Source organism: Pseudoalteromonas sp. BZK2 (assembly GCF_014349195.1).
GTDB lineage: Bacteria > Pseudomonadota > Gammaproteobacteria > Enterobacterales > Alteromonadaceae > Pseudoalteromonas > Pseudoalteromonas simplex.
In genome coordinates, this window is sequence record NZ_JACSOG010000032.1 from 21,112 (window position 1) to 41,139 (window position 20,028).

General features: G+C 38.5%; 16 protein-coding genes. 10 read left to right on the forward strand and 6 right to left on the reverse strand.

The genetic code is table 11. The features are described from left to right. Positions 1-444: 444 nt before the first annotated feature. The 8 genes from BIZ38_RS17055 to BIZ38_RS17090 all read left to right on the forward strand — a co-directional run bounded on the left by BIZ38_RS17055 (position 445) and on the right by BIZ38_RS17090 (position 8,267). Complete coding sequence (locus BIZ38_RS17055; RefSeq protein ID WP_187490818.1) at positions 445-1,773, forward strand: GH1 family beta-glucosidase; 1,329 nt, start codon at positions 445-447, stop codon at positions 1,771-1,773. Between the two features lie 13 nt (positions 1,774-1,786). Continuing rightward, positions 1,787-3,319, forward strand: a complete 1,533-nt coding sequence (locus BIZ38_RS17060) for an MFS transporter (protein ID WP_187490819.1) — start codon at positions 1,787-1,789, stop codon at positions 3,317-3,319. A 34-nt stretch (positions 3,320-3,353) separates the two neighbouring features. Continuing rightward, a complete protein-coding gene (locus tag BIZ38_RS17065) occupies positions 3,354-4,361 on the forward strand; it encodes a LacI family DNA-binding transcriptional regulator (protein ID WP_187490820.1) in 1,008 nt (335 codons plus the stop codon). 68 nt (positions 4,362-4,429) lie between these two features. Further along, a complete protein-coding gene (locus BIZ38_RS17070) occupies positions 4,430-4,771 on the forward strand; it encodes a MerR family transcriptional regulator (protein ID WP_187490821.1) in 342 nt (113 codons plus the stop codon). A 309-nt stretch (positions 4,772-5,080) separates the two neighbouring features. Continuing rightward, a complete protein-coding gene (locus BIZ38_RS17075; RefSeq protein ID WP_187490822.1) occupies positions 5,081-5,773 on the forward strand; it encodes a DUF4336 domain-containing protein in 693 nt (230 codons plus the stop codon). A gap of 182 nt (positions 5,774-5,955) precedes the next feature. Continuing rightward, positions 5,956-6,528, forward strand: coding sequence for an NAD(P)H-dependent oxidoreductase (locus BIZ38_RS17080; protein ID WP_187490823.1), 573 nt, complete (start codon positions 5,956-5,958; stop codon positions 6,526-6,528). Between the two features lie 104 nt (positions 6,529-6,632). Further along, positions 6,633-7,406: a class I SAM-dependent methyltransferase gene (locus BIZ38_RS17085; RefSeq protein ID WP_187490824.1), complete on the forward strand. Its 774-nt coding sequence runs from the start codon at positions 6,633-6,635 to the stop codon at positions 7,404-7,406. 201 nt (positions 7,407-7,607) lie between these two features. Further along, positions 7,608-8,267: a LysE family translocator gene (locus tag BIZ38_RS17090; protein WP_187490825.1), complete on the forward strand. Its 660-nt coding sequence runs from the start codon at positions 7,608-7,610 to the stop codon at positions 8,265-8,267. A gap of 60 nt (positions 8,268-8,327) precedes the next feature. On the opposite strand, the gene BIZ38_RS17095 is transcribed toward BIZ38_RS17090, so the two are convergent. The 6 genes from BIZ38_RS17095 to bla form a co-directional block, all read right to left on the reverse strand. Beyond that, complete coding sequence (locus BIZ38_RS17095; RefSeq protein ID WP_187490826.1) at positions 8,328-9,116, reverse strand: LytR/AlgR family response regulator transcription factor; 789 nt, start codon at positions 9,114-9,116, stop codon at positions 8,328-8,330. Beyond that, positions 9,113-10,099 carry a sensor histidine kinase gene (locus BIZ38_RS17100; RefSeq protein WP_187490827.1) on the reverse strand — a complete coding sequence of 329 codons (987 nt, stop codon included), beginning with the start codon at positions 10,097-10,099 and terminating at the stop codon, positions 9,113-9,115. The genes BIZ38_RS17095 and BIZ38_RS17100 overlap by 4 nt, the downstream gene beginning before the upstream one ends. Before the next feature lie 129 nt (positions 10,100-10,228). Beyond that, on the reverse strand, positions 10,229-12,760 hold the full coding sequence (locus tag BIZ38_RS17105) for a glycoside hydrolase family 3 protein (protein WP_187490828.1): 2,532 nt from the start codon (positions 12,758-12,760) through the stop codon (positions 10,229-10,231). A gap of 37 nt (positions 12,761-12,797) precedes the next feature. Beyond that, positions 12,798-13,574, reverse strand: a complete 777-nt coding sequence (locus BIZ38_RS17110; RefSeq protein ID WP_187490829.1) for a family 16 glycosylhydrolase — start codon at positions 13,572-13,574, stop codon at positions 12,798-12,800. Between the two features lie 68 nt (positions 13,575-13,642). Then, positions 13,643-16,333 carry a TonB-dependent receptor gene (locus BIZ38_RS17115; protein WP_187490830.1) on the reverse strand — a complete coding sequence of 897 codons (2,691 nt, stop codon included), beginning with the start codon at positions 16,331-16,333 and terminating at the stop codon, positions 13,643-13,645. Positions 16,334-16,564: 231 nt separating this feature from the next. Then, positions 16,565-17,314 carry a subclass B1 metallo-beta-lactamase gene (bla, locus tag BIZ38_RS17120; protein ID WP_187490831.1) on the reverse strand — a complete coding sequence of 250 codons (750 nt, stop codon included), beginning with the start codon at positions 17,312-17,314 and terminating at the stop codon, positions 16,565-16,567. Positions 17,315-18,762: 1,448 nt separating this feature from the next. Between bla and mobI the strand changes: the two genes are divergently transcribed. Both mobI and BIZ38_RS17130 read left to right on the forward strand, forming a co-directional pair. Then, positions 18,763-19,254: a conjugative transfer protein MobI(A/C) gene (gene mobI, locus BIZ38_RS17125; protein WP_175080788.1), complete on the forward strand. Its 492-nt coding sequence runs from the start codon at positions 18,763-18,765 to the stop codon at positions 19,252-19,254. Further along, positions 19,244-19,987: a hypothetical protein gene (locus BIZ38_RS17130; RefSeq protein WP_187490832.1), complete on the forward strand. Its 744-nt coding sequence runs from the start codon at positions 19,244-19,246 to the stop codon at positions 19,985-19,987. Before mobI ends, BIZ38_RS17130 begins: the two co-directional genes overlap by 11 nt. The last annotated feature ends 41 nt before the right edge of the window (positions 19,988-20,028 follow it).

The window sequence follows — 20,028 nt, forward strand, 5'->3', positions numbered from 1 at the left end:
TAAAGCCACATCAAAAATGTCGGCTTTACCTTAATTGCAAGCTAAATGATGTCTCTTTTGACGATACTTATAAGCGTTAAACTTTCCTAACTATTGAAGAGCTGAGCGTGCTGGCTGTAAAAAGTTAAAGCTAGCAACATAATACAGCACCTAGCTTAGTTACGTCGTTATCAGCTCTTAAATTAGCGCTAAAGTTATAAAAGTAATAAACCATTAACCTATTAATTATTAAATGATAAAGCAGATTTTCACTGTATATTTAGAGCTAAATAAAATAAACGGTTGACCGTTTGCAGATTAGCCTCTAACCTAAATATGGAAGCGCTACCACAAAACACCAAACACCCTTACGGGTTATTGCGGTAATTTTATGGAAGCGCTACCATAAAATTTTAAATTTAGCCGCAAGATTTACTTGCTCTTGTTTACCAAAGGTTTCATTTCATGACTCAGCTCACGTTACCAAAAAACTCAACAATGCTTAGCAAAGACTTTATCTATGGCGTTGCGACAGCTTCGTTTCAAATAGAAGGAGCTGCCGATAAGCGCCTTCCATGTATTTGGGACACCTTTTGCGCGACTCCAGGAAAAATCGCTGATAACTCAAATGGTAATTTCGCTTGCGAGCATGTCAAAAAATGGAAAGACGATATTGAACTAATCGACTCTTTGGGTGTAGATGCTTACCGTCTTTCTATTTCATGGCCAAGAGTCATAAAATTAGATGGCACTTTAAATCAAGAAGGTATTAACTTTTACATTAATATTTTAGACGAATTAATGCGTCGAAATATTAAAGCATTCGTCACTTTATACCACTGGGATTTACCACAGCATTTAGAGGATAAAGGCGGCTGGTTAAATCGCGAAACTGCTTACGAATTTGCGCATTATGTAGACCTAGTAAGTCAGGCCTTATCAGGAAAAGTCTATTCATACGCGACCTTGAATGAACCTTTCTGCAGCTCTTATTTAGGCTATGAAATTGGTGTTCATGCGCCAGGGATCAAAGGCCGAGAATTTGGACGTAAAGCTGCTCACCACTTGCTGCTTGCACATGGCTTAGCTATGAAAGTACTAAATAAAAATAGCCCGGATTCACTTAACGGTATCGTACTTAACTTTACTCCTTGTTATCCTGTATCGTCTAGCGAAGCCGATTTAGCTGCAACAGCTTTTGCTGATGACTACATAAACCAATGGTATATGAAACCTGTAATGCAAGGAGCTTACCCTGACATTATCGAACAGTTGCCAGCCGCGCATAGACCTGACATTCTAGCTGGCGATATGGAGATTATTTGCCAACCATTAGACTTCTTGGGCGTTAACTTTTATACCCGATTACGTTATGAAGCAAGTGACACTGATTATTATCATGAACTGCCTCATCAAGCGCCAATGACAGATATCGGCTGGGAGATATATCCACCAGCATTGACTGAGTTATTAGTCTCTTTGCATGAAAAATATGAGTTACCGCCAATCTATATCACTGAAAATGGCGCTGCGATGGCTGACAAAATGGTAGATGGAGAGGTAAACGATCAAGACCGTGTTGACTATTATAATGCACACCTAAATGCTGTGAATGACGCAATACTGCAAGGCGTAAACATGGCTGGCTACTTTGCATGGAGCTTAATGGATAATTTCGAGTGGGCAGAAGGTTATTCAAAACGCTTCGGAATTGTTCATGTTGATTACGATACACAAGTACGAACAGTAAAGCTAAGTGGTAAAGCATATAGTCAGTTAATCACGCGCCGATAATAAGACAAAAATAATGATAAAACACACACTTCCCATCTACGAAAAAATAGGCTACGCGATGGGCGATGCCGGCGCTAATTTAGTTTGGCGTGGTGCTTTGGCCTATTTAGCCGTTTTTTATACAGACACATTTGGTATTTCTGCCGCCGCTGCTGCGTTACTTTTTTTAGTTGTGCGCTTATCAGATGGCGTGACAGATATAATAATGGGGATGATTGCAGATAGAACGCAAACACGTTTCGGTAAATTTCGTCCTTGGATATTGTGGTCAACTCCTTTTCTCGCCTTGTTTATGGTGTTGTGCTTCACAACACCTGACATAAGCCCAGCAGCTAAGCTATTTTATGCTTATTTCACTTATATAGGGCTCACTCTAGCTTATACGGTAAGTAACGTACCCTACTCTGCTTTAATGGGGGTTATGACTGGTGATGACCTAGAGCGAACTAAATTGTCTGGCTTTCGCTTTGCCGGAGCATTTGCAGGTGGCTTATTAGTTATGGGCTTTTTACCTGATTTAGTTGCATACTTTGGGCAAGGAAATAGCGCACAAGGTTACCAATACACTATGTATGTATTTGCGGCCTTACTCACTGTACTCATGTTAATCACGTTTGTAAGCACAAAGGAGCGCGTTCAACCTGCAACAAAAACGCAAGTTTCACTAAAAACTGAGCTAACTGATTTAAGTAAAAGCTTACCTTTTATCATTCTTCCTTTATTGGCGATCACATTATTTTTCTATTATCGCGAGCTCTACTCCGGTTTGTTTTTTGCGGCAACAATGACTTTTATGACTGTCGTAATTCGTCGCTTACTTGCAAGCGATCATAGTAAGCTAAGTGGCACTCAACGAGATATGGTTGATTTACTTACAAATAAACCATGGCTGATCTTATTAGGTATGGGCTTTTTAACAATGATGTTTAATGGCATTAAATATGGTGTCATTGCTTATTATTTTAAATACTACGTAGGTAATGAGCTTTTAACTGGTCAATACTTTATAGCTTTATTAATCGTCTCAATTTTCGGCGCGTTAAGTACAGGAAAATTAGCTGAGATTCTGGGTAAACGTACTTTGTTTATCGCTTCATTATTACTAAGTGCCTTCTTTACCATTTGTTTCTTTTGGCTGCCAAATGATAACCTCAGCCTGATCTTTGTTATGGGTTGTCTGTCTGAATTCTTCGCAGCCATGATGCCTACCCTGTTTTTTACGATGCTTGGGGATAGTTCTGACTATTCTGAGTGGAAAAATAAGCGCCGTGCCACTGGCCTCATATACTCAGCAGGAACTTTCGTGCAAAAAACGGGGGGTGGATTTGCCGGAGCCTTAGTGCTTGTTGTACTTGCAAGTTATGGCTATGACGGAATGGACGAAACCACCATTGCACACTCACTCGATGGCATGATACTACTAATGAGTTGGCTACCAGCTGCGTTTGCTCTAATAGCCGCAGCACTGATGGCCTTTTATCCATTAACATCTGAAATGACAGAAAAAATAACAGAAGACTTGGCAATTAGGCGCGCAAGTCTGTAAATTAAACAGTTAAGGTTTATATCAAACAGTAATTATGGCAACTATTTATCAGGTATCAGAGCTCGCTGGCGTTTCTTTATCAACCGTATCTCGGGTGTTAAATGAAAATGATTACGTCAGCAAAAAAACCAAACAAAAAGTCCTCGATGCGATGGAGCAGCTAGGTTACAAACCAAATTCGATAGCGCGCTCTCTTGCTTCAAATTGCACCAATAGTGTGGGGATTTTAGTCTCTGAGCTAGACGGTGCATTTTTTGGTGAAATGATGTCTGCTATTGAAGCCCAATTAAGGGCAGCTGGTAAACATGTCATTATTACGCCAGGACACAGTGAAGAAGACAAAGAAAAAAGTGGCTTAGAATTTTTAATTTCTCGTAACTGTGATGCGATCATCGCCCACGTTGAAGCCGTAAGTGATGAATATTTAGTAAAACTAAATAAAGGTAAAACCCCAATCTATCTAATCAGTCGCTATGTAGACCAAATGAAAGAAAACTGCATTAGCCTTGATAACGTAATGGGTGGCTATTTAGCGACTAAGCACTTACTTGAGCAAGGCCATAAACAGATTAATTACATAGCAGGCCCTTTATTCAAGCCAGATGCTTATAACCGACTTGAAGGCCACAAAAAAGCGCTAAAAGAATATGGTATTGCATTCGACGAGCAGTCTCTTTTCGTGGGTGACTTTAAAGAAACTGGCGGATACAAAGGCTTACAGCATTTCTTCAACATAAATAAAGAATTTACAGCTGTTGTATGTGCAAATGATGAAATGGCCTCGGGCGTAATGAAATGTGCAAGAGAGCACAAGCTTGATCTTCCCAAAGATCTGGCAATCATCGGCTTTGATAATGTTCATTTCACAAATTATTTATATCCAACTTTGACGACCGTTGATAACCCAGTCGAAAAAATGGGTATTATGGCCGCGAACTTAGTGTTAAAACAGGTGTATAAACAAAAACGCGCTAATATAGAGCATATATTTACGCCAAACTTGTTGATCCGCGATTCAACAACACGTTTAACCAGATCTTAATAAAAAGCGAGTACGATATCGCTTGTTAAAAAGTAACGAACAAAATTGCTATAGAAATGGAGAAGCAGGTGTTTATCGGTGAAGTAGCCAAAAAAACCAATTTATCCGTTAAAACAATTCGCTTTTACGAAGAAAAAGGCCTCATAACAACCCCTCAACGTCAAGGAAAGTACCGTGTTTATACAAATGAACACATAGAGGTATTAAAGCTAATCTCAGAAGCAAAATTACTGGGGGTTACACTCGCTGAGTTGAAGGGCTTTATAAAGTATGAAAACGGGCAAGCAAACTGGGCCGAGATTAGAGAATTTTTGTTGCATCTTAAGAGTCGTTTGCAAACACAAATTGAGCAGACAAAACAAAAAATCGCCCATATTGATTCATGTGTTGGCCTTATTAACAGCAAATAGTTAGTTGACTCTCCCCTTAACTGGAGAGTTTATAATCGCTGTAGGTTATTGATTTAATCAAGCTAGATAGCATACACAGTGTGCTTTCAATAAAGTCGTTTTTATATTTTCAAAAATTGGGCCTTTAATAACTTCGATTTCATACCAGTTCGCTCTATTAGGTAGCAATTTAGACAAATTAAATCTCGTTGATAACGGGGCAAAGATTACTGATTTAGTTGTTCTAAATAAGAAATCATTAATGCAGGTAGCGACAGGCTTAATCCCTGAAAATAATTAAGCGTTTTTACGAATTAATTAAGGAAGATCATGGAAAAGTTAGCAACCGACATTTGGATTTTTGATGGTGAAGCAGTAACGTTCTTTTTTTTACCTTTTACAACCCGCATGACTGTTATTAAACTCGCGAATGGCGATCTATGGGTGCACAGTCCTATCCACCTAAGCGATACCTTAAAGAGTCAAATAGACCAGTTAGGCCCGGTTAAATACCTTATAGCTCCTAATCACTTACATCACTTGTTTTTACCACAATGGATTGCAGCATATCCCGATGCTAAAACTTATGGCACTAGTGAGGTCATAAAAAAGCGCAATGATATCTCTTTTGATGCATCCCTTAATGACGACTTGGACTGGCAGTGGCAGGCAGATATTTCCCAAGAGTTATTTACAGGCTCACCCTTTATGGAAGAGTGTGTGTTTTTCCATAACAACTCAAAAACATTGATTGTGACTGATCTGATTGAGAACTTTTCTGGTGACAACTTTAAGGCTTGGCAAAAATGGCTCGCAAAAGGTGCGGGGATCTTAGCTCCTAACGGAAAAACACCGATAGATTGGCGCCTAAGCTTTATGTTTAAAAAGCCTCAAGCTAGACAGCATTTTGAAAAAATATTGGCTTGGGAGCCGGAAGTTATCGTTATGGCTCATGGAGAATTAATAAAACACCACACCATGGGGTTTTTACGTGAGTCGTTTAGTTGGCTTAATAAAACCTAACTATATTGCACCTGTTGACCACTTTATATAAGCGTCTACATCAGTTTAGTAACTGCACTTACGGGAATTTCATCGGAACGTTGACTGAACAAAATTTCAAAATTTTTTCAGATAGCGATTGACTCTCCCGTTAAGGGGAGGCATTAGAGTAGCAATTATTTCCTAACACAAAGGTCTTGATTGTGAAAAACATACTCATTTTAAACGGAAACCCAAAACCCAATAGCTTTGCTGACTCTTTAGTGGATGCATATGAATGCACTGCTAAAGAAACGGCAAATATACGTACTTTTAGACTGACTGAAATGGACTTTAACCCAGATCTCAGCTTTGGTTATGATCAGGTACAGCCGTTAGAATCATGCTTAGAAGCATTTACAAATGCACTCCTTTGGGCCGATCATCTCGTGCTTATTTCGCCAGTTTGGTGGGGTAGTCTACCCGCTAAATTAAAAGGGCTGTTTGATCGCGTTTTATTGCCTGGGGTTACCTTTACGTTTGAACAAAATAGTTTACTTCCAACACCACTTTTAACCGGCAAAACAGCAAGACTTATCCTAACCATGGACACCCCAAAGGAGCTAATAAATCAATTAGCACAGCCTATTTTAGAGCAGTTGGGTCGACACACGCTTGAGTTTTGCGGTTTTGCACCACCAAAGGTTAACTTATTTGGTTCAGTTATCTTATCAAGCGACAGGCAAAGATCGGACTGGCAGACTACTGTGAGAGAACTGGGTTCTCAATGTGACTAAAGGCTTATGTTTGTTGTGTAAAATATAATATATTATTATTTCTATTAGGCATTGCTGCAATGATTGAGCAGTGCCTAATCAGAAGTTAGTTGGATAGGACGCATATGGATTATATTAAAGTAAATAGAGATACATGGAATAAAAGAACTGATCTTCATACCCAGTCTAGTTTTTACAATATACCAATGTTTAAAAATGGGAGAAACTCACTCAACCCCATCGAGCTCGCCCTACTCCCAGATGTGAAAGATAAATCGCTATTGCACTTACAGTGTCATTTTGGTCAAGACACGCTCTCTTGGGCAAGGCTTGGCGCGTGTGTAACGGGTGTTGATTTGTCGCCTACTGCAATTGAGTATGCCAATGAGCTCAAACAAAACTTAAATTTAGAAGCCACTTTTATCGAAAGTAATGTTTACGATTTTGACGCTATCAACCAGCAACTTTTTGATATTGTTTACACTTCTTATGGTGTTCTAAGTTGGTTACCAGATTTAAATCGATGGGCTAAAGTAATTGCTAACTCTTTACAAGCTGGCGGCACTTTATGTCTGGTTGAATTTCACTCATTTAATGAGTTATTAAATGGCTACTCTTATTTTCATGACTCTGAACCTACCATTGAAGAAGAAGGAACATACACCGAAAATTGTGATGGTACAAAGTCAAAAACAGTAACCTGGAGTCACTCAATTAGTGACATTATAAACTCACTCATTCAGGCTGGTTTGACGATAGAGTCATTCGACGAATACCCATATAGCCCTTATGACTGCTTTGAAGGCTTAGAGTATATTCATGATAAAGGCTACCAATTACTTCACAAAGGACATCAAGTTCCTTTAGTGTTTTCGATTAAAGCAAGAAAAGGATGTTAATTTGACCCATTTAATTTTTGAATATGGCAATTCACTTAATTAAGCAAACTACTCTGAGGCAATAAAACCTCGCTAATAACACGGCAATAATTTCGTTATTTAGTGGTTCTAAATAAGAAACTTTAACGCAGCTAGCGACACGTTTTATCCCTTAAAATAATTAAGAATTACAGATTGGTATTATTATTTTTTGAGGAATTTATGGATATTAATTTAATCAGTATATTTGTTTCGGTTGCAGCTGCACACTTTCTTGCATTGTTAAGTCCTGGGCCCGATTTTGTTTTGGTTGTTAAAAGTGCATTAAAAGGCAATCAAAAGAATGCGATTGGTGTAGCACTTGGGATTGCAACAGCTAATGCAGTGTATATTACCTTATGCTTAATTGGAGTTGGTGCCATATTATCCACCTCAATTGGTTTGATGGTAACGCTCAAAGTTATTGGTGGCTTATTTTTGATGTATATAGCCTATCACGCCTTAAAAGCCCCTAAAAATGCCTATGCTAATTTCTCCACAAATAGCAAGGCATCCACTGAATTTTCATTATCATGCTTTTGCAAAGAGTTTGTAACTGGGTTTCTCTCAGGTATTTTAAACCCTAAAAACTTATTATTTTATTTAAGCTTGTTTACTGTTGCACTAACACCTGAGGTCAGCATTAGCTTTAAAGTGCTTTTAGGAGTATGGATGACATTAGTCGTCTTTTTTTGGGATGTGGCAATTATTTATATGTTGTCAAAAACGACTATCAGACAAAAATTCACTAGAGCCGCATTTTATATTGATAAAGTAACAGGTGTCGTTCTCGGTGCGATAGGATTTAACATTCTAAAATCAGTTTGGTCAAAACAGCCATAAATACTACTGCATACTAAGGTGCTGTTTATAACGCGGTGTTGTAAAACAGCACCGATTTATTTAAATCAGCTTTTTTAATTGCTTACTGTAGGTTCGACTTACTTTTAAGGTTTTACCTGTAGTTAAGGTTGCCATGTACTCTGAGTTGCGCAATGGCTCAAGCTGTCTTACATAGGCTAAGTTAACAATTGTCGACTTATGGATCCGCAAGAATGCCTCAGGCAGCATATTACTTTCGAGTTCCTTTAATCTTGCTCGCATAACATGGGTATCGGTCGCGGTGTGCACACACATATAATCGCCAGCCGCATCAATCCAAAGAATATCGGTGAATGAAATTATTTGAATCGGGTTTTTAGCATCCCGGATAACCAAGTGATCACTGTCAAAATTATAATCAGACTGATTAACAGAGTGTTTGTTTTGCTCAGACTTGCTACTCACTTCTTGTTGTAGCGCTATCAACTCACTTTTTTGAAATAGCTTTACTTTACTTATAACTCTTTCAATAGCTTCAGCAAGTCTATCTAGTTTTACCGGTTTTAATAAATAATCGATGGCTCTAACTTCAAAAGCTTGGACCGCATGTTGATGAAATGCTGTGACAAAGATGACCGCAGGACATGCTTCTGGTTGAAAATGCTTTATCAATTCAAAACCTGATTTAGAGGGCATTTCGATGTCTAAGAAAATTAAATCTATTTCTTTGTTATTTATCAGCTCAATTGCATCGTCAACACTGCATGCACTACCAACAATATTAATTTCAGGAAAATGTTCGAGTCGAATACGTAAACCTTCGACGGCGCTGTATTCATCATCAACCAGTATCGTGTTTAGTTTTATCATTTATTATGACCACTCATAGGTAATGTTATACATACCCAAGCGCCACCTTCGCTTAAGTTACCCTTTTCTATACGGTGTGACTTTCCGTACATTAGCTTTAAACGCTGCTCACAATTGGCTAATCCGATACCTCTTTTGTTGGTACTTTCCTCACCAAATCCCTTGCCAGTATCAGACACTTTTATATTTAAATAACTCTTCGTTTTTTCTATTGAAATGGTGATACACATTTTCTGGTTTGAACACATGCCATGCTTTAAAGCATTTTCGACAAAGGGTTGAATCAACATAGAGGGGATCAACAACTCGTTGCAACCATCGGCAACAGAAATATCAACAACAAGTTTATCAGTAAATCGACACTTTTCTATATCCAAATAATTTCTAAGAATGCCGATTTCTTCTTTTATTGTTACCTTCTCAAGTGGATCTGTATATAAGCTGTGGCGCAATAGATCACACAGTTTTTCGAGCATTTTGACAGCTTCTAAACTTTCTTTCTTCAAAATCAATGTACAAATCGCATTTATACTATTGAACATAAAGTGGGGATTAAGCTGATAACGCAGCATTTTTAATTGTGACTCTTTTGCTAGGTGTGTGGCTTCAGCTGCTTTTTGCGTTTGCTCTAAGTTATCTAAATAAATCTTGATCCCATAATAAAACGCGGCCCATGTTGAAAGCACTGTTAATGACGCTGACGTCCATGTACCAAAGTCAAACCACGTCATTGGTTGCCAAAAGTTTCCATAAAACCACTGCAGCGTAATCCACTTTATTTGTGTCCAAATTAACGTCGCAGTTATAACAACGACAACATGAAGCGCAATCTTCAGTTTTAGCTCAATAAAATTGATATAGGAGAATACTTTTCGCAGGAACAGGGTAATTAAAAAGCCGCAGATTGTATCAATAATCAGATGCGGGATATGGATAGTCCAAGGCTCATCGCTTGGTACTTTAATCATTAATTCGGTTAGCATTGCGTAAACAACCCAACCACATATCTGAAACAGCCAAAATAAGTGGCTGCGCGGGTTACTAGTATTCAAATTATTCAATCCATAAGGTAAAGCTGATGGGCATTACTTGCTCATCAGCTTTACTAAGATTTAGTCAGAGCATGAGAGTAAATAAGCATCTGCATTTGGTTTACTAGTCAGTGCTAAATCCGCAACAGCTAAGCTGGCAGCATTTGCTGAAACGTTTAACACCTCTGTCACCTTAGTCATATTATTTAACGCAGATGGACAATTTAACGATATCGCTAACGTATGCCATTTCTTATCATTCATCAAGGCTTCTATTGATTCAAACTTAATGTTACGCATGCAATGGTTATTGTTACACATTAATTGTATTTGAGTCGCTTTACTTGGCGCTGTGTTAACTCTCATTTTAAGTTCAAGAATAGCTGACTTACTTGCATCACTGAGCACTTCAGGCTGCTGATAGCTTAAGCTCAAAGTAGCTTTCTTTGCGCCTGCTCGCCAAATGAATTGTCTTGCATCTTCCTGATAAGACAAGTTAACTGATTGCATTAACAAACTAGCACCATCACCGCTGGTTGCAGATGAACCTGTTGTTTCGATAGCAGCGGTATTTGCGTCTTTTAAGCGCCAAACTAAGCTCTCTGCTAAGCCTCTAACAAACAGTGGCTTTGCGTCTTCATTAGCTTGCTTTTTAGGTGATGTTTTTTCACTCAGTAAAGGCACATTAACCGTGTCTTGGTAGGTTAATCCGTAGTCGTAAGCAAACAATGGATCATAGTTTTCATCACCTAAGTTTAATGTGTATTGCGTGTCATACTTTGGCCATGAAAAGCTTAACTTACCTGAAAAATCATGTTGAATGTTGCCCTTCTTATCGGTCAATAAAACATCTGCTACGCCCTCGCCTTCTGAGCCAGGTAACCATGCAGCAACAAATGCATCAGATGCATTGAGTTCTTTATTTATCCAAAGTGGTCTACCGCTCAAAAATACAGTAACAACCGCAATGCCGTCTGCTTTTAACTTTTTCAATATTGCTAGATCTGCTTTTGTTTTGTGCTGATATTCAAGATATTCGATATCACCAAACCACTCTGCATAAGGTTCTTCGCCAATAACAACAATTGCTACATCAGGTTTGACCGAGTAGTTTCCGGCTTCGTTTAGTTCAATTTGCCCACCGGCATTTTCAACTTGCTTCTTTAAGCCAGCAAAAATTGACGTCGCATTTGGAAAGTCGTCATTGGTGTTGTCTGTGCCTTGCCATGAAACACTCCATCCACCTGCTTGCTTTGCAATACTATCGGCACCATCACCAGCAACCAGTATCTTGCTTGTTGCTTTAATTGGCAGTATTTGGTCATTATTTTTCAATAGTACTAATGACTTACGAACAGCTTCTCTAGCAAGCTCACGGTGCTCGGCAGCGCCTAACCATTCATGATGCTGAGATTCAGATCGGCTTGATGGTTTACCTCTTGAGAATAAGCCCCATCTGATCTTGGCTCTTAAAAAACGTCGAACAGCATCATTAATTCTTTCTTCAGAAATAGTACCCTCTTTCACTTGCGCAACCGTGTTGTGATAAAAGGCTTCGAAGTGCTCTGGAACCATAATAACATCAACACCTGCATTGATAGCTGCAGCACATTGCTCTAAATCACAACCCTCAACAAATTTGTGAGCATTCCAGTCACTGACAACAAAGCCATCAAAGCCCATTTGCTTTTTAAGTACCTCTGTTAGCAAGTATTTATCACCGTGCACACGTTGACCGTTCCAGCTATTAAAAGATGCCATAACTGACTGAACACCTTCATTTATTGCTGAAAAATAGCCAGGACTATGAATATCTCTCAAACCTTTTTCATCAATAATAGTGTTGCCACGGTCTATACCACGCTCAGTTCCACCATCACCAACAAAGTGCTTTGCTGTTGCAATACGATTTGTTCCCGTTAAGAAATCATTGTTGATGCTTCCCTGAATACCTACAACCATTTCGCCTGCGTAATCTTTAACTAAATCAGGGTTCTCAGAATAACTCTCATATGTTCTGCCCCACCGATCGTCTCTGACCACTGCGACAGTAGGCGCAAAACTCCATTCTATTCCGGTTGCAGCAACTTCTTTTGCTGTCGCTTGACCAATGCGTTTAATTAGCTCTTTATCTCTGGTTGCACCTAAACCTATGTTATGTGGAAATAACGTAGCTCCATAAACATTGCTATGTCCATGCATTGCATCTGTGCCCCAAACCGTCGGAATTGCGCTTCCATCTATCGATGCATCTACTGATGCCTGATACATCTCATCGGCATATTGAAGCCACTGTTTCATCGAGGCACGTTTATTACCATAAGGCGCGGTGTTACCTCCATTTAAGTACGATCCAAAGCCATACTTGCGCATCTGTTCGACACTTAGATAGCCTATTTCAGGTTGAACCATTTGTGCTACTTTTTGCTCAATTGTCATTCCTTCAATGAGCTCATCAATTTGCTTCTCAACAGCAGGGTCTTGTTTGAGTTTAGTGTTTACATCAGGCCAGTTTACCTGTTCGCTGTCGATGGCATGTGAAAGATGACTATAAACAAGCCCAATAAGAACCAGTGGGCTTAATAATAATGGTGAAAATTTAAATCTAGACATTTAAAACCTATAATACAACACGTTGAAAAATAAATAGTTAGTTAGGTATGTATTCAATAAAATCATAATATACCCAAGATGAAGCACCATAATATTGCCCAGGAAAGTAATTGGCTTCTTGTGAGTTATCGCCGTGCCAGTGATTAATCATAATTTTGGTGTTATCAACAGGCCAAGCGTAAGCAGGTATCTCATTATTTGCCAGCACACCATCACCATTATCTTTATAAACGGTACGAATAGTTTGCTCTTGGCCATTGGCATCATACAGATACCAACGAATAACACTGCTAGACCAATCAAAGCCTATCATGAGCAGATTTTCACGGTAATCAAGCCCAAATTGGCTTAAATCGATGTCTTGTTCCCAGCTTTGATATAAACCACCTTGCGGTTGATAGATAATATTTGTATGTACAACATTACCAAGTGAGGGCAGCAATTCAATGTCTATTTCTTGCCATGCTCGACCTGGACTATCCCACCATGAGGTATAAGTAAATATCGATGAAACCGTACCCGCAACATTCCCTGACTTTAATCGACCTTGTACCTTGCCATAACTATAAAACTGATTGCTCTGTAATTCTGAGCATTTACCTTGCGATAATGTCAGTGTTAAGCCATGTTCACTAGGGCTTTGCATATTAGGCTCAAAGGTGCACCCAAATGGCGTGCCATTGTCTCCTTGTCGTGCAGTCCAAATACTCGTGTTGTATCCCCAAGAAAAGTTATCTTTGAAGTAGTTTGCACTTAAACTAGGGGATAAAAAAGCAACACATAAAGTTGCTAAAGGTAGCCATAATTTTTTCATTTTCTTGCCTCTTAATCTGGTTAGCTCTCATATTGCTGAGCAATATGAGAGCGCTTAATCGTAAAAGGTTAAAATGAGAAACCGGCTCTAACACCATAGTATCTCGGCATGCCAAAACTACCTTTTGGTACACCTTTACTTGTGTTGTTCCAATATTGAATGGTCTCATCAGAAGCGTTGTTAATGAATAGCTCCGCATACCATTTTTGGCTTTGAGGCTCATACTTCAAAGATGCGTTATAAACGGCGAATGCATCTCGGCTATCATCAACATATTTGGTCGCTTCGTCTGAAACTGCAAAATCCATATCATCTAAATGTTTATCAAGATTCCACACCGTTGAATACGATTTATCTTTCCAACTTGCGTTAAACCAACCATGAATAAAGCCATACTCACCTAAATTGAACGTATGCGTATAACTAATATTCGCAGTGTATTTAGGTGTCATTGCTAGGTTGTTACCTTTGAGGTTTGTCGCTAACAATGTGTTTTCTGGATCTTTTGATTCTTCATAAGAGATATCAAATAGATACTCTGAATCATAATCCCACTTAGTATTCCAATCTTCCGTAATTTTAGCGTCAGTCCAAGTTACGTAACCTGTAATGCGACCATTTGGATATGGCTTCCAGTCAAATTCAAATTCAATACCTTTAATTGTTGATGCTGGAACATTCTGAGTGTAATAAGCAATCACAGGTTGATTTTGATAATCAAGAAGAGGCTCGCCATCATCACCTAAAATCGGTGTTCCGTTTTCATCTTCCACAACTGATAAGCGTTCAACATTACCGATCGAGCCAACCGATGCGTATTGCATATCTGTATAGTCTGTATAGAAAAAAGCAGCTTTTAAATTCAGTGAGTTATCAAAAAAGCTTGATTTAGCCCCTAGCTCCCACGTTAATACTTCTTCTGGATCAAACTTCGTTTCAAACCGGGTAACATCACCGGTTCTATCGTTAACTACTTCGTATACATCACCAATACCACCCGCTTTAAAGCCACTCGCTAAATATGCATACAGCATGGTTTCTGATGAAATGTCATAATCTAAGCCAACACGGAAGTCATGATGTTGCCAGCTTCCTTTGTTGTCATTTTCAAAGTAAGACGCATATATAGATGGGTCTTCGTAATAGTCGGCTGGCAGATTATTTAGGTCTGTTCTATTTAACCAACCTACAGCACACCCATCAGCATTTGAGCATCGATACGTTCTGCCGCCTTTGTCTTGCTTAGTTTCATCACTAAAACGATAGCCTAAAGTTGCATGTAACTTCTCGGTTAGTTTGTATGTTCCTTGACCAAAAATGGCAAATGCATCTGTTGAGCGATCAGGTTGATCCCAAAACGCTTTATCATCCATTGGATTATCATAATAACCCACGGTTGTGGTTTTTTCGTGGAAGTAGTTTGCCCCTACAATCCATATAAAGTCACCATATTCATCAGATTGAAGTTGTAACTCTGTTGAAAACGATTCAGCCCCAGTGCCGTTTAAAAAGTAGGTTGCACCATCCCATGGGTCAAGACCTACTTCACTGTCTTGTGCTGACTCTCTTTTCATGTCTTCATAACCCATCAACCAAACGATATTGTATTCGTCATTTAGGTTATAATTTAATGTGTTGCGAAGATAAGTGATGTCTAAATCTAATTGTCCAGGAACATTCACAACTGCTTGATAAGTGTTATCACTTGGCAAGAAATTTGAGCAATCGCCCCCCATTTCAGCTGGACGTCCTCTTAACTTATCACAGTTAACTAAATCAAGATTATTGTTGCTGTTATTTACGTACTTTTGGAAAACCGTATGGTTTGAGAAATTACCATTTAATGGCTCCCAAAGTGTACTCACACGGAATGAATATTCATCTGCATTGTTATAAAAATCACTTTTATCTGCAGGTGTTAATGCGCGCACTTTTTGTGCTTCTGGATCGGTACCAGCACCATCAATCCACCAGTTTTCTCTTTGAGTAACAGTTTGACCAACACCTTGATAAGAGTCTTCTGATATTACAGGTGCATTTAATACATCATCAGAAAGCCTGCGAGTATCGTATTGGTTAGGATCATAGTAGCCTTCTAAATAAGAATCACGCTTTAAACCTTTTGCTGCGAAACGAACTGCAAATTCCTCGTTAATTGGAATATTAACAAGGCCATCAATGTTTTTGCTGTTGTACTTACCTGCCTCAACATTCACATTGCCAAAGAAATTTTCAAATTGTGGCTTTGCAGATATAACATTAATACTACCAACCGTAGAATTTCGGCCGAATAAGGTGCCTTGAGGACCACGTAATGCTTCAACACGGTCAATATCGTACATCAATGCAAGCGCACCTTGCATTCTCGGTGAATACACCCCATCTAAGTGCACACCAACCGCTGGATCACCTAGCTCTGTTAGGTTGGTTGAGCGTACCCCGCGCATTGAAATAACGGGTGCTGATTGGTCGGTTGCTGTTGAAATATCAAGGCTAGGAACAAGGTTCGCAATATCCTTAATATTATTAACACCATTTTTTTTAAGCTCAGCTTCTGTTAACGCCGTAATTGCTACCGGTGTTTCCATCAACTTAGTTTTGCGTTTTGTTGCCGTAACAGAAATGATTTCTAAGCCACTTTGCGGCTCTTTTGATACTTTATTGTCAATATCCTGCTGATTTTCGTTTTGTGCATGTACAGGTAATGAGCAAGCTAAAGCGACAGCAACTGCTAATGCCTTTTTATTTATTGTGTGCATATTCAACCTTCAGATGTGTGTTCAAGTTTAAAAGTATTTACTTTTAATTAACAGTATCTTCAGGTTCATTTTTCATTACCAGTCAAATTCGGCAAGGCGAGTTTGAAATAATACAAAGCGAAATTAAAGTTACTCCATGCCGGAATTTACGTACTTTTTGAGCGCAGAACACAAGGAAATAAAGGGGCTTTAAACTGTTCAGATTTAGTTTAAAACCACCATCATCAATGTCTATTTAAGGTGATCGGATATTAATTTTTCTGTGTGAGAGAGCAACTCATATCCGCCTACATCACCATGCCCGGGAACAACCATCACAGCGTTTTTAAATTGTTTATTTAATTGCTTTGTTATATTTAGCCAAGAATGAATGTCGCCATGAACTAAGTTACCAACAGATGATGACTGAAGTGATCGAACCGCACAACCACCAAATAAAATTCTTTTTTCAGGTAACCATGCCATAACATTGTCCATTGCATGCCCAGCCCCTGGATAAAACAGCTCAAGTGAGCCAAATTTAACAACTGAGCCTGCTTCTTTAAGCTCTTTAATCGTATTGTTTGGCACTGCCGCTCCTTGCTCTGTCGTTAGCTGAACAGTTAATGGATGGGCAAAAACATCGATCCCCTTAGATTCAAGTACATCAACTCCTGCTGCTCGGTCGCCGTGGGCATGTGTAACAAATGCTTTGCTTACTGGCAGCTTAATTTCAGAGTGTATTGCTTCGAGAAGCTCTAAAGTGAGTAACTCTCCCCATGCTGTATCGATAAGTGTCAAACTATCTCCTTCTTTAAGAATTAAGCCATTTGAAGGAAATCGCGTACCATTTGGGTATGTATAATAAGATGTATGCAGCCACACCCCTTCATCTAACGCAGTGATAGTGACTTGATTTGGCTTGCTATCTTGCGCAGCACCATGAAAACTACATATTAAAAGAAAAAAAACAAAATAACCGAGCATCCTAAATTTCATCATCGCTCTATACATCCCTAAGTTAAGATAAAAGAATAAAAGATAACAAAAACAACCTATAGATAGGAATATAATCATTTATTATATTCTCAAGATTGGATAAATGTGAGGCTTCAATTTCATTCCGAGCAAAGCAATATTCTGGTTACTATATTTGTCCGTCGTGTGGAACAAGCTACTTGTTCACCTTCCTACGAAATTGCTAATCCATGTAAATGGAAACGTATCGTTATCGATTTCCGCATTGCGGAAGATTGCCAACCTTTACAGGCTACATAATACGGATTTTCCACCGAGTGATGCTCTTTAGCCAAAAATAACAGTATTTCTTATTGTGCTATTGTTCTGTTAATACCACCGGACAAAGCCCCAGTTCATTATACGGAACAATACTAGAAACTGTTTTTCCATAATGCGGAAATACCCAAACAGCAGCGACATCCTTCAAGAGGAATAAGCTTAAGTTGACTATGGTTCATATGGCGGACTTTAAATGAGCTTATCTGAAGCTTCAGAGAACTTACAACTCATAAAATGCATATGAAGGATGAGTTAAACATATAGCGAACAATTTAACCGCTTTGCGGAAAGTGATTGTTATCTTTTACTGGCTAACACTATCCACTATACGGATTGTGAGCACTTTACTTTAAAAGAGGGTTATTCAAGTTCTAGTTTTTAGGTATGACCCTTCACATTCTATAAAATCTAAAATTGCTAATCATGATACCAACGCAGCCCATAGCCACATGCTCAAAAATTTTGAGTAACCCCTCAGTTAGCTAAGGCTGGGTTTTTCTAAGTAAACAAATCAACACACAAAAGGGACTTAGAGTAGATTGATGATGTAAGCATCAAAGCTCTCAACTTTTAGATTTCAAGTAATATAAGTTCGTTTGCTACATATATGATGCAAAATTTCAATTTATTGCAGTAACCGTAAATGATATTTCTTTCCTGAACTATCTTCATTAGAACCGTTTAAAACAAGGTGACTTAAAGTTCACAGTTATTCTGTTGCATAAATTATGATGCAACCATTCAGCATTTACAGTCGGTTTGACTACATGTTAAACCTGCGCAATAGCTCTCCAATTCATAAATACGGGTTTTCTGCGTAGTTATGATGCAGAAAACAATTAATTTAACCAATGCCATTCAATGACAAGTTTTTGCGTATATATGATGCAAAAAACAATCTCCCTTCACAGTGTTCCTTGGCAGTTTCGCAACGCAGAAAACTTTTATTTGCGTCTAAATAGAGCTAGCCTTTTTATTGCTCTAGATTTATTTCCCAGATACACCCTTGAGGTTTAATTCACTTCAACTTCCTGTTCTCCACACTTAAAAACGTGCTTTGGCTAATTTTTTTGAATATACGTTTGAAAATTCGGCTTTAGCTATCTTTTCGCAAAGCATAATTAAGTCTCAATTAAAGTTCGGGGTTAAAGATGCTGCCTATAGAAATAGAAGTGCTGAAATTAGTTTTAGAGGCTATCGAGGATGCTGAAAAACCAATTGTAGAAAGTGCGCAAGATATTTGTGATCAACACAAAAAAAGGAGAGTTCTTTTAGATCAAATTCATGGTGAGTCGGGCGATTTTAAAAAATCGACATTACAAGTAAAAGTTAGGCAGCGAAAAAACTCTGAAAAATTTTACATCACTTGGGTTTCTCATGAGTACTCACCTATCAAGAAAATTAATAGGCATTGGGGGAAAGAAATTCCACCAACAAAAAAAGGATATACCGAAAAACAACTGAGTAAAAATTGCGAGGATGGCCACGCAAAAATTAATTGGGAAACTGAAATGCAACTTGCTCCATTAAGGGAGTCACTTGAAGTTTTGCATTCATCCAGAGTTAGCTTGAAAAAGCAGATCTGCAAACTTTCTAAAACACTATTTACCGCTCCAGCAGAGGAAGAAAATCATGATCAATAATGACCAACTAATCCATAAAACATTTGTTACTAATATCCAGTTCAAATCACACACCATCCATAACTTTTGGAAAAACGAAGGTGACCGGACATTAAATATTTATGAACGTATTGGTTCATTATTAATGTTAACCACTACAGAAAATGAGCTCTATTCGAAAGTAAGCGCTTGGGAGTCAGAGCTTGCTGATTGGTTTAACCAAGAAATCGAAAGTATACAAAAACAAAAAGAAGCATTTATGGAAAATGCCGGTTTAGAAGAATCACCAGAAGTTATGACACCAAGCTCTTATGAATCAAGCGTACCAGTTTGCTATCCAGTCACTTGGAAGTTACTAAATTTAATTCAAACTTTAGATAATGAAATCGCAGAATTAGAAAATCTTTGGTTAACCGGTTTTGTTACAGATTTAGGTCGTCATGAAAACAGCAATAGAGCGATTGGTCTATTACGAAAATTAGCAGCAAAAATTAGCAACGCTACATCACCTGGTAAAGACAGAAGTGGGGGTCGATTTAAATCCACCCAACTAATTTCGTTAATTCGAGGTGGCCTAGAGTTATATGTAGATGACAGCCTTATTTTAAAACAAAATGAAGAAATTAAAGCCAAAGCTTCAATTAAAAACACAGAAAAAAAGACTGACTCAAAATCCACTTCATTGGATAGCCCTTCTGCAGACTCTAAGAACGAAACCGAACAGCCAAGCAACTCAAAAGTTAACGCAGCTTAAAATGACTAGGCGGGAAACCGCCTAATTTTTCCAGAGAGAAA